The 12,019-nt window shown below is 42.2% G+C and carries 9 protein-coding genes; 6 read left to right on the top strand and 3 right to left on the bottom strand.

Features of this window, described 5'->3' with window-relative positions:
- Position 1: 1 nt before the first annotated feature.
- Genes lptE through miaB form a run of 3 tightly spaced genes read right to left on the bottom strand, consistent with a single transcriptional unit; the run spans position 2 to position 3,268 of the window.
- Positions 2–517, bottom strand: a complete 516-nt coding sequence (gene lptE / locus ACSSS3_RS04090; protein WP_228230624.1) for an LPS assembly lipoprotein LptE — start codon at positions 515–517, stop codon at positions 2–4.
- Positions 518–559: 42 nt separating this feature from the next.
- Positions 560–1,813 carry a sigma-54 interaction domain-containing protein gene (locus tag ACSSS3_RS04085; protein ID WP_228230625.1) on the bottom strand — a complete coding sequence of 418 codons (1,254 nt, stop codon included), beginning with the start codon at positions 1,811–1,813 and terminating at the stop codon, positions 560–562.
- A 9-nt stretch (positions 1,814–1,822) separates the two neighbouring features.
- Complete coding sequence (gene miaB, locus ACSSS3_RS04080) at positions 1,823–3,268, bottom strand: tRNA (N6-isopentenyl adenosine(37)-C2)-methylthiotransferase MiaB (protein ID WP_442846526.1); 1,446 nt, start codon at positions 3,266–3,268, stop codon at positions 1,823–1,825.
- Between the two features lie 327 nt (positions 3,269–3,595).
- Between miaB and topA the strand changes: the two genes are divergently transcribed.
- The 6 genes from topA (at position 3,596) to gldN (ending at position 11,960) form a co-directional block, all read left to right on the top strand.
- Positions 3,596–6,115 (top strand): type I DNA topoisomerase, encoded by a 2,520-nt coding sequence (gene topA, locus ACSSS3_RS04075; RefSeq protein WP_442846525.1) that lies wholly within the window; start codon positions 3,596–3,598, stop codon positions 6,113–6,115.
- A 3-nt stretch (positions 6,116–6,118) separates the two neighbouring features.
- Positions 6,119–7,285, top strand: coding sequence for a formimidoylglutamase (locus ACSSS3_RS04070; RefSeq protein ID WP_442846524.1), 1,167 nt, complete (start codon positions 6,119–6,121; stop codon positions 7,283–7,285).
- Between the two features lie 106 nt (positions 7,286–7,391).
- Positions 7,392–8,765, top strand: a complete 1,374-nt coding sequence (gldK, locus tag ACSSS3_RS04065) for a type IX secretion system lipoprotein PorK/GldK (protein ID WP_228230629.1) — start codon at positions 7,392–7,394, stop codon at positions 8,763–8,765.
- A gap of 66 nt (positions 8,766–8,831) precedes the next feature.
- Positions 8,832–9,482, top strand: a complete 651-nt coding sequence (gldL, locus tag ACSSS3_RS04060; RefSeq protein WP_228230630.1) for a T9SS inner membrane protein PorL/GldL — start codon at positions 8,832–8,834, stop codon at positions 9,480–9,482.
- Positions 9,483–9,525: 43 nt separating this feature from the next.
- Entirely contained in the window at positions 9,526–11,058 is a 1,533-nt protein-coding gene (gene gldM / locus ACSSS3_RS04055) for a gliding motility protein GldM (RefSeq protein ID WP_442846523.1), read from the top strand.
- 11 nt (positions 11,059–11,069) lie between these two features.
- A complete protein-coding gene (gldN, locus tag ACSSS3_RS04050; protein ID WP_099647377.1) occupies positions 11,070–11,960 on the top strand; it encodes a type IX secretion system protein PorN/GldN in 891 nt (296 codons plus the stop codon).
- Positions 11,961–12,019: the final 59 nt, after the last annotated feature.

Below are 12,019 nucleotides of genomic sequence, written 5' to 3'. Positions count from 1 at the left end.
ATTACCAGTTTGCCAGTGACGCCTGAAAAATATCTTGCGTGATGCGTTCAAAAATTTCTTCAATGGCCCCGTCCAGTACCGTTCCTACAGGTTGTGCATTACCGGCTATATCAACGAAAAATGAAAAGCGCTTTTCAAAATCGGCGCTTCCGTCTTCAATAGCTTTATTGGTAAAACTACACAAAACCACTATGGTCAAACGGGTTTGTGCCGCTACGTCATCTGAGGTCGCAGTTTGGGGTGCAAAATAGTAGTCGATTATTTCACCGGTGTACACCAGATCGGCTTCATTAAGATTGGTTGTAAGATTAAGACTGGTTTGGTTTTGTATTAAATCCTGTAAGGCAAAAGTAAAACGCTGGTCAATCCCCGGCTCAATCACCGCTGCGGTATTCTGAAAAAACGGAACTGCAAAAGTTTGTGCATTGCCTATGTCAACCCCGGTAAACGAATAAAACCCGCAACTGTTGAACGTTAAGAGGCTTAAGAATAAAAAAGTCAGTTTAAGTTTTTTCATAGTTGCCGGTGTGCTAAGGTCTTAAAATGGTGTAACGCCTTTTTATAAGTCGTATTGTTTGATTTTGCGATAGAGCGTGCGTTCACTAATGCCCAGTTCTTTTGCTGCTGCTTTGCGCTTGCCGTTGTGACGCTCCAGAGATTTTTCAATCAGTTCGAGTTCTTTTTCCTGAAGTGAAAGCGTTTCTTCTTCCTCTACATCTTCGGCAAAATGATATTTGTCTGAAGCCGGAGCGCTCACTACAGACTCCTGAGGAATTTGAAGCACCTCGGTAATATCTTCGGCACTCTCAAAAGCATCAGTATCTTCTTCCTGATAAATCTTTTTGATGAGTGATTTGTTTTCTTCCCTTACCGAAGCGTTGTTTCCGTTTTCCATCAACTCCAGCGTTAGCTTTTTGAGGTCGTTGAGGTCGCTTTTCATATCGAAAAGCACTTTGTATAAAATCTCGCGTTCGCTGCTAAAATCGCTTTCTCCTTTTTTAGAACCTACAACCGCAGGCAAATTTGCTCCGGTATCGGGTAAATAGGCGCGTAGTTTCTCTAGTGTAATGCTTCGGTTTTGCTCCAGTACCGAAATTTGCTCGGCCACATTACGCAATTGTCTGATGTTACCCGACCAGCGGTATTTCAACAAAAGCTGAACCGCATCATCATCAAGCCTTATAGTAGGCATTTTGTATTTACTGGCAAAGTCTGAGGCAAACTTTCTAAAAAGCAAATGAATGTCGTCTTTACGGTCGCGCAGGGGCGGAAGGCTGATCTCAACCGTACTCAGACGATAGTACAAATCTTCCCTGAACTTCTCCTGATTGATAGCCTCAAACATTTTTACGTTTGTGGCGGCTACAATGCGCACATCAGTTTTTTGGGTTTTTGACGAACCAACTTTTAGAAATTCGCCGTTTTCCAAAACACGCAGCAAGCGTACCTGAGTGGGAAGCGGCAATTCGCCCACTTCGTCCAGAAATATGGTTCCGCCGTCAGCCTCTTCAAAATACCCGCTTCGGGTTGAAGTAGCACCGGTAAAGGCACCTTTTTCGTGACCAAAAAGTTCGCTGTCAATGGTTCCCTCAGGGATAGCGCCGCAGTTTACGGCTATATATTTATTGTGTTTACGGTGCGAAAGCGCGTGTATGATGCGCGGAATACTTTCTTTACCCACCCCGCTTTCACCGGTAACCAAAACCGAAATATCTGTAGGTGCCACCTGAATGGCTTTTTCTATTGACCGGTTGAGTTTGGGATCATCGCCTATGATACCAAAACGTTGTTTTATCGCGTGAACTGATTCCATAGTTTGCTCTTAATTGTTGTCTGAATAACCAACAGCCCTGCCCAAAAGGGTGGTGCTGGTGCAGTCTAAAATTTCAACATTTACAAAATCACCTACTTTATAATGTTCTTTTGGGAAAACAGCGACTGTGTTCTGGGTGGTACGCCCGGCCCATTCTTTATCGCTTTTCTTCGATTCTTTTTCTATAAGTACTTCAACTGTTTTGCCTAATTGTTTTTGAGTGTTGTGCAAAGAATGTTTTTGCTGAAGGGCAATGATTTCGGCCAGGCGCTCTTTTTTAACAGCCAGTGGCACATCATCTTCCAGTTTTCGCGCAGCTAAAGTACCGGGACGCTCGCTGTAGGCAAACATAAAACCAAAATCATACTTCACATACTCCATAAGACTTAGCGTGTCCTGATGATCGGCATCGGTTTCGGTTGGGAAGCCGGTGATCATATCCTGAGAAATCGCACAGTCCGGGATAATCTCGCGAATGCTGTCAATTAGGTCAAAATACTCCTGACGGGTATGCAGGCGGTTCATTTCTTTAAGAATACGGTCGCTACCGCTCTGCACCGGCAAGTGAATGTACTTGCAGATATTGGGATATTTAGCCATTGTTCGAATCACATCCAGTGTCATATCCTGTGGATTAGAGGTCGAAAAGCGAATGCGCATTTTGGGCTGTGCTTCGGCAACCATAGAAAGCAGGCCTGAAAAGTTTACAGCGGTGGCCTTGGCCATATCGCTGGCTTTGTCAAAATCTTTCTTGAGTCCGCCGCCATACCATAAAAAGCTGTCAACATTTTGTCCCAGCAGGGTCACTTCCTTAAAGCCTTTAGCAGCAAGATCGTTTACTTCCTCTACGATGCTTTGGGGATCGCGGCTGCGTTCGCGTCCACGGGTGAATGGCACAACGCAAAAGGTGCACATATTGTCACAACCTCGGGTAATACTCACGAAAGCAGTCACACCGTTGCTTTGCAGGCGAACAGGCGCGATATCTCCGTAAGTTTCTTCTTTAGAGAGAATGACATTTATAGCATCGCGGCCTTCTTCAACCTCGCTCAATAAATTGGGCAAATCTTTATAGGCATCAGGTCCTACAACCAGATCCACGATTTTTTCTTCTTCGAGAAATTTGCTTTTAAGGCGTTCTGCCATACAGCCTAAAACACCAACTTTCATAGCCGGATTTACTTTCTTCACGGCATTGTATTTTTCCAGGCGCTTGCGTACAGTTTGCTCGGCTTTATCGCGAATGGAACAGGTGTTTACTAAAACCAGATCTGCATCTTCCAGCGATTGTGTGGTGTTATACCCTTCCTTAGAAAGTATAGAAGCGACAATCTCACTGTCGCTAAAGTTCATCTGGCAGCCATAGCTCTCGATGAATAGTTTTTTTGTGTTGGTCTTTTGAGGCTCAAGAACCAGAGCTTCGCCTTGTTTTTTTTCGTCAATAATCTTCTCCATAAACAAACTGCTTCCTTAAAATAGTGGGCAAAGATACAATTAAGCCCAGTTGTGACAAAGTGTCACTAGCTTATAATTTAAATCATTTTGATCCTAACGTGATTTGGGCTGAAAGAACTTAGTGGCGAGGGATAAGCAGGATTTCTTTTAATTTTGTCTAAGTTCGTTGCAGCAAGCTTAAACAGGTCTATATTTAGGTCTTGTCTGGCGCATTGTGGGGGCTTAGCGGTTGAATAATAAAATTTCTACTACTTTTGCCTAACTCAAGTCAGAAATAAAGGAACTTGTAGCCCTTGATGTAAGGGCAAATCGCTTCAAAAAATCACTATGGCAAAAAATCTGGTAATTGTTGAGTCACCTGCGAAAGCAAAGACGATAGAAAAATTTTTAGGTAAGGAGTACAAGGTTGAAAGCAGCTTTGGTCACATTGCCGATCTTCCTACCAAAGAACTTGGCGTAGATGTAGAAGGCGATTTTAAACCAAAATATACCGTTAATAAAGACAAGAAGGCTGTTGTAAAGAAGCTGAGGGATCTGGCTAATAAAGCCGAGACCGTATGGCTCGCGAGTGATGAGGACCGGGAAGGAGAGGCTATTGCCTGGCATCTCGCCGAAGAACTGAATCTCGACAAATCAAAGACAAAGCGCATTGTTTTTTCTGAAATTACCAAAAAGGCGATTTTAAAAGCGATAGAAAACCCAAGAGAAATTGACTACAATTTGGTTAATGCGCAGCAGGCACGTCGTGTGTTAGACCGTTTGGTAGGCTACGAAATCTCTCCGGTTTTATGGCGAAAAGTAAAGGGCGGACTTTCGGCAGGACGGGTACAATCGGTATCTGTGCGTCTTATTGTAGAGCGCGAGCGGGAAATACAGGCCTTTAATACCGAAGATTATTTTAGGGTAGATGCAGAGTTTGCAAATGCGGAAGGAAAAACTTTAAAAGCAAAGCTTCCGAAGAACCTGGATACCCGAAAAGAGGCAGAAGCCTTTTTAAATGCGAACGCAAATGCAACCTTCAAGGTAGATGCCTTAACGACCAAGCCGGCTAAAAAGGCACCGGCACCACCATTTACAACTTCAACCCTTCAGCAGGAAGCTGCACGTAAGTTGTATTTTTCGGTAAGTAAGACGATGACTCTGGCACAACGCTTATATGAGGCGGGTCTTATTACCTATATGAGAACCGATAGTGTCAATCTTTCGCAGGATGCCAAACAAGGTGCGGCTGATGAGATTGTCGCAGCATACGGAGAAAAATACCATAAGGAACGCAATTATAAAGGAAAGAGCAAAGGAGCTCAGGAAGCTCACGAGGCAATCAGACCTACCGACTTTAGCAAACACAGTGTAAATATCGACCGGGATCAGGCGCGTTTGTACGAGTTGATCTGGAAACGGGCAATTGCCTCACAAATGAGCGAAGCCCGTCTGGAGCGTACTAACGTTCAGATTGCTTCTTCAAACCATCCGTCAAACTTCACAGCTAATGGCGAGGTAATTAAATTTGATGGATTTCTAAAAGTTTATCTGGAAGGTACCGATGATGAAGATCAGGAAGAAAGCGGGATCCTTCCACCATTGCAAGAAGGAGAAGTGCTTGACAATCTTTGGATCACAGCAACAGAACGTTTTACAAGACCGCCGTATAGATACACTGAAGCTTCTTTGGTTAAAAAACTTGAAGAACTGGGTATAGGTCGTCCTTCTACTTACGCACCAACCATTACCACCATTCAGAATAGAAAATATATCGAGAAAGGAAATGTAGAGGGGACCGAGCGCGAATACGATTTGCTAACGCTTAAAAACGGAAGCGTTAAGGCTAAAAAGTTGACCGAAAAAGTGGGTTCAGACAAAGGAAAACTGGTGCCTACCGATGTGGGGATGGTGGTAAATGACTTTTTGGTCAACCATTTTGAAAATATTCTGGATTACAACTTTACGGCCAAGGTAGAGCAGGATTTTGATGAGATCGCCGAAGGTAATGAGGAGTGGACCAAGATGATGAGAGATTTCTACAAAGATTTCCATCCTCAGGTAAAAGACGTGGCCGAAAATGCTGACCGTGAAGTAGGGGAGCGTGTTCTGGGTACAGATCCTAAGACGGGTAAACCGGTGAGCGTGCGTTTGGGTAAATACGGTGCGATGGTGCAGATAGGTTCTGTTGAAGATGACGAGAAACCGCAGTTTGCAGGTCTTTTGCCCGATCAGCAATTAGAAAGCATCACCTTTGAAGAAGCGATGGATTTGTTTAAGCTTCCGCGGGATTTGGGTGAGTATGAGGGCGAAACCGTTGAGGTTAACAATGGCCGTTACGGACCTTATGTGAAGTTTGGGAAAACTTTTGTTTCCCTGCCTAAAGGTCGCGACCCTATGGAAGTAGAGTATGACGAGGCTGTAAAATACATCAAAGAAAAGCAAAAGGCCGATGCGCCTATCTACGAATACGAAGATAAGCCTGTAACCAAAGGTGTGGGGCGTTTTGGGCCTTTCATCAAATGGAACAGTATATTTATCAATGTCAATAAAAAATACGATTTTGATAACCTTTCAGAGGATGATATTATAGAGCTCATTGAAGATAAAAAGCAAAAAGAGAAAGATAAAATCATTCACAACTTCAAGGAAGAAGGAATTCGGGTTGAAAAAGCCCGTTGGGGACGATCTAACATCATTAAGGGGAAAGTGAAGATCGAATTGCCTAAAACTGTTGATGCGGCAGAACTTACGCTCGAAGAAGTAAAAGATATCATCGAGAAACAGGGGCCAAAACCCAAGAAAAAAGCTGCAAAAACAACAAAAAAGAAGACAACCCGTAAGAAGACAACGGCAAAAAAGAAATAATTCATGGCATTTGAAAATTTGCTTCCGGTCTCTGATGCCCTTTTGGCACAGGCGGGCTTATTTAATGAACAGCGACTCTTCAATCAGCTTCAAATACACTCGCGGGAAGAGGGTTTGCCGGAACTAGAGGATCTTGATATCGTGATCATTGGGGTAAGAGAGCGCCGTGGTGCAATTGAAGAGCAGGAAGATTATCTTGATTTTTCAGCGGTGCGAAAAGCTTTTTATACTCTTTTCCCCGGAAACTGGCATTGTAAGGTTGGTGACCTGGGTGATCTGGATGCCGGCGATCAGCTTTCAGATACCTATTATGCACTTAAAGAATTGATTAATGCCTGTGTTAAAAATGAAGTGATCCCCATTATTCTGGGTGGGAGCCAGGACTTGACCTACGCTTTATACCGCGCGTTTGATGATTTGGACCAGATGGTAAACCTGGTCAATGTAGACAGTCGTTTTGATTTGGGGAACAGCAGTTTGCCCATTACCCATCAATCGTATGTGGGCAAAATCATAGTTGATCAACCCTATAATCTGTTTAACTATTCTAACCTGGGTTATCAGACCTTTTTCAACAGCCAGGAAGAAATAGATTTGATGGAAAGGCTTTATTTTGATGCGTTTAGATTGGGTAATCTTACCGCAGATATCAGCAGGATTGAGCCTGTTATGCGAGACGCAGATATCGTGAGTTTTGACCTGTCGGCAATACAGGCAGATGTGCTTGGTTTTATGCACCCGCAGCAGAGTAATGGTTTTAATGGGCGGGAATCCTGTGCTATCGCCCGTTACGCAGGCTTAAGTGACCGGGTGCGTGTTTTCGGGATTTTTGAGTATCAGTTAACCAGCGAAGCTACGGTGTCTGCGTCGCTTATAGGTCAAATGATCTGGTACTTTGTAGAAGGGGTCAATTTCAGGATGAATGAATCACTTTCTAACCGGGATGAAGACTTTTTGCATTACACTGTTCCTGTTGAAGATGAGATGCTTAGCTTTTATAAAAGCCGGAAGTCAGACCGCTGGTGGATTGAAATTCCATTTTTGGAAGGTGTTAATACTAAATTAAAAAGGCATACGTTATTACCTTGCACTGAAGAAGATTACATAAACGCTTGTAATCAGGAGATTCCGGAGCGATGGTATAAAGCAAAGCTTAAGAATGAAATATAATTAACAATTTATTTAGATTTTCGGGTAATTTTCATGAAAAAATTGCTTTTTAGCATTTTTATAGATAGGTTTACCGTCTCAAATCTAGATTTAACATAATTAACCTATGAAGAAGTTTCTTGCAATTATTGCAATTGCGAGCTCGTTGATTGGTTGCGGTCGTAACGATCGCGGTGAGCTTGTTGGGGCAAAAGGCAAAAAGTGGAATCCTGAAAAGCCCTATGGAATGACTTTAGTGTCTGGAGGGGCTTACATTATGGGTAAAAGTGATGACGACATCGCCGCCATTAAAGATGCCCCTACCAAAACGGTTACCGTCCGCTCGTTCTACATGGATGAAACCGAAATTACCAATTCAGAATACAGACAGTTTGTGCAATGGGTACGGGATTCAGTTATCCGTGCGCGGTTAGCTATCGAGGCTGATCTTATGGGTGAAACTCCGGGTAATGGTACCATAGGGGATTATGCTTTTATAGATTACGATCCAGATGACATGACCCCGTACGAGCAGTATATGTATGATAATTACTACAGTCTTAGCGATGATTACAGTGACCGTAAATTAAACTGGGACATTGATTTAATTGATGATCCAATGGATTATCCTGACGAATCCTATGTAATGGTTATGGATTCTATGTACATTCCTCTTGAAGAAGCATACAACGGTCAGCGTACCATTGATGTGGAGAAGCTGGTGTTTAAATACAAGTATTTGGATATTGAGGCTGCGGCCCGTAAAAAGAATGGTTCCAGAAAAGATTTTATAATTACCGAAGAGACTAAGATTTATCCTGATACTACGGTTTGGATTAAAGATTTTGCATATTCTTACAATGAGCCTATGCACAACGATTACTTCTGGCATAGTGCTTATGACGATTATCCGGTTGTGGGTGTGAGCTGGCAACAGGCCAAGGCATTTTGTCAATGGCGTACAGACAATAAAAACTCGTATAAAAAACAAAGAGGACAGGAATTGGTTAACCGTTTCCGTTTACCAAGTGAGGCAGAATGGGAATATGCTGCACGTGGAGGCCTTGAAGGAGCTACCTATCCGTGGGGTGGACCTTATACCAAAAATGACCGGGGTTGTTTTATGGCAAACTTTAAGCCGCTGCGAGGAGATTATGCTGCAGATCAGGCACTTTATACCGTAGAGGCCGACGCTTATGAGCCTAATGATTACGACTTATACAATATGGCAGGTAATGTTTCAGAATGGGTGGCTTCATCCTATGATCCTAACGCCTATGAATATGTTTCTACGATGAACCCAAACGTAAGCGATCCTCTTAATGCGCGCAAAGTGGTGCGTGGCGGTTCATGGAAAGATGTGGCTTACATGATTCAGGTAAGCACTCGTGATTATGAATATGCTGATTCAGCCCGAAGCTATATAGGCTTTAGAACGGTACAGGATTACCTTGGCGTTGATCAGGATGTAAATATGCGTAATGGTGCTTCGCGCCGCTAATTAACCCTAAATATATTTCCCCAAATATATCTTAACCTAATTTCACTTAACTAAAAATCTTTAAAAATGGCAAGCGCTAAAACAAAAAAGAAATTATTAAACATGGCTTATGGCCTTGGTGCATCTGTTGTAATCCTGGGAGCATTATTTAAAATCTTACACTGGGAGTTAGGCCCCCTTAACGGTGGTACCCTTCTGGCGATAGGTCTTATTACTGAAGCTCTGATTTTTGCCTTATCGGCTTTTGAACCCGTCGATGATGAGTTAGACTGGTCTTTGGTGTATCCTGAATTAAAGGGAGAACTTGCAGTAGAAAAGCCTAAGAAGAAAGAAGAATTTACAGAAGCAAAAGGTTTATTGTCTGAAAAGCTTGATGCGATGCTTAAAGAAGCGCGTATAGATGCAGAATTGATGAGCAGTCTGGGTACCAGTATCCGTAGTTTTGAAGGTGCTGCAAAAGGTATGGCTCCAACTGCAGAAGCTATGAACTCTACTAAAAAATACAGTCAGGAGATGGCACTTGCTGCTGCTCAAATGGAGTCTTTGAACAGTCTTTATAAAGTTCAGGTAGAAACTGCCGGACGTCAGGCTGAGATTAACAACGAAGTGGCGAACAATGCCGGTAAGTTGAAAGAGCAAATGGAAAGTTTAGCAACAAACCTGTCATCACTTAACGGTGTGTATGGTGGTATGTTGTCTGCAATGAGCAAAAGATAACTGAATTAGTTGATATTCATTAATTCAGTAGAAAACTAGCACTATGGCAGGAGGAAAACAAACCCCAAGACAGAAAATGATTAATTTGATGTATCTCGTGTTTATCGCGATGCTTGCATTAAATATGTCAAAAGAAGTGCTTTCAGCATTTGGTCTACTTAATGATAAGATAGCCGAAGCGAATGTCACTTCAGAACAAAGAAACCAGGCTTTTATGGCTGGTTTGGCTGCAAAAGCCTCAGAACAACCCGCTAAATACGGGCCTATTCAAGAGAAAGCGCAAAAAGTTAGCGAACTTTCTGCAGATTTGGATAATTACATCGCTAATCTGAAAGCAGAGATGGTAGCGACTCTTGAAGATCCTAAAGATTACGAAACTCAGGATAAAACTGACTTTTTAGATCAGCGATTTTTTCAGGGAGATAACTTAAGTGAAGAAGGAAAAGCCTTTAAAGCGAAGATCGAGAATTTTAGAAATGAAATGATCGCATTGACTGAAAAGGAATATCCTCAAATTGCTAAGGAAATCAGACAAAAATTTGAGACCAGTCCTGTAGAGAATCGCGACGGTAAAGAAGTAGAATGGTTGAGCTATAATTTTGAAGGCTTCCCTATGATTGCTTCCAGAACTAAGCTTACTCAAATGCAGGCTGATATCAAGACCACCCAAAGTGAGCTTTTATCGGCTATGCTAGCAGGTGAGCAGGCACAACAGCTTTCTATGAGTAATTACAAAGCGCTTTTAATCCCTGATAAGAGTGCATTTTTCTCGAGTGAGAACTTTAAAGGAAAAATTGTGCTGGGTCGTTATGATAATACTTTGAATTTTGACAAAGTAATAGTAAATGGTAAAGAAATTCAGGCTAGAGGAGGTGAAGTAATATTAGATTTTCCAGCTGGAGCTGTTGGTGAAAGAAAAGTAGAAGGGAGACTCGAGTTTAAGCAAGGCGATTCTATTGTGCCTATTACTTTTTCTGAATCTTATCAGGTTATAAATAGACCTAATTCAGCTACCATTTCTGCAGATAAAATGAATGTAGTGTATCGCGGAGTTGATAACCCGATGACCATTAGTTTTGCTGGGATTGCAGATAATAATATAAATGCTTCAGCACCTGGTTTATCAAGAGTATCAGGAAGTAGCTATGTAATGAGACCGGGTCAGGGACGTGAGGTTACTATTTCCGTTTCTGGAAAAACAGCAGATGGAGAACCAGTAAGTGACTCCAAGCAATTCCGTATTAAAGATATTCCAAACCCTATCGGAACCGTACGTGGGGAAGATGGTATACTAAAAATGCAACGTAATTCGTTAGAGATTTCAGAGATAGGCGCTGCCTTACCTGATTTTGACTTTGAGTTAGGCTTGCGTGTAACCGGGTTTAAATTTAATGTACCGGGGCAGCCTACCGTTCAGGTAAGTGGGAATAGACTAGACTCGCGGGCTAAAGATGTTTTACGTCGTGCTCAGCGTGGAGAAACGGTACAAATATTTGATATCGATGCTCAGATTTCAGGCAACAGTACTTACAGACTTAAAAAAGTGTCGCCTGTATTGATTGAGCTTACCAATTAAAATAAATGATTATGAGAGGCCAGAAGCTTTTAACGCTTGTTTTGTGTTTGATAATGGGAGGTTTAAGCAGTTATGCGCAGACTAACATTCTCAATGCAAAAATGCCCGGCGAGATGTTTGAAAAAACCGAAGGGCAACGGGAGTTGGATAACGACAAACCCCTTCCTTATGGATATGTAGACAGTCGCGATGTGCTGTGGGGTAAGAATACCTGGGAAATTGTTGATCTTGATGAGCGTATTAACTTCCCTTTGTATTATCCTATAGATACCAATAATATTGGTTCTGACCGCAGGCCCTTATATGATGTTTTGGTTAAAAATGCCAGAGAAGGCAAGCTTGATATTTATGCCGACTCGTATTTTAATCAAAAGATTGCTTTAGAAGATATCTCAGCGGCTTTATCGAGAGTAGACACTACAGATTTGGGTATTGAGCAAATCAATGCCGGTTATGAAGTGGATGAGCAGTATATTGATCGTAGAGATATCTCAGCTGCAGATATTGAGCAGTATTGGATTCGTGGATACTGGTACTTTGACAAGCGTCAGGGCGAACTTAAATATCGCCTTATCGGTATTGCTCCTGTAGCTCCAGACGTTAACTTCATTGATGATGAAGATCCGGTTATGGTGCCCTTATTTTGGGTGTGGTATCCTACAGCTCGTGAAATTCTTCACGAAGCCAAGGTTTTCAATCCGCAGAACTCGGCTCAGCCTTTATCTTTTGATCACCTCTTAAACTCAAGACGTTTTAACGGTGTGATTTATCAGGTAGATAACATTCAGGGTGACCGGGAGGTAAAACAATATATTGCAGATAACGCAATGATGCAGTTGTTAGAATCGCAGCGCATCAAAGAGCAAATCCGCAATTTTGAAATCGATATGTGGAATTACTAGAATGAAATCTCATAAATAATATTAAAACGCCTTTTTTAAGGCGTTTTTTTATGGGCATA

The sequence above is a fragment of the Leeuwenhoekiella sp. H156 genome (assembly GCF_052218455.1).
Taxonomy (GTDB): domain Bacteria; phylum Bacteroidota; class Bacteroidia; order Flavobacteriales; family Flavobacteriaceae; genus Leeuwenhoekiella; species Leeuwenhoekiella parthenopeia.
The sequence above is the reverse complement of the archived record's forward strand: the minus strand, read 5'-3'. Positions and strand labels throughout refer to the sequence as shown.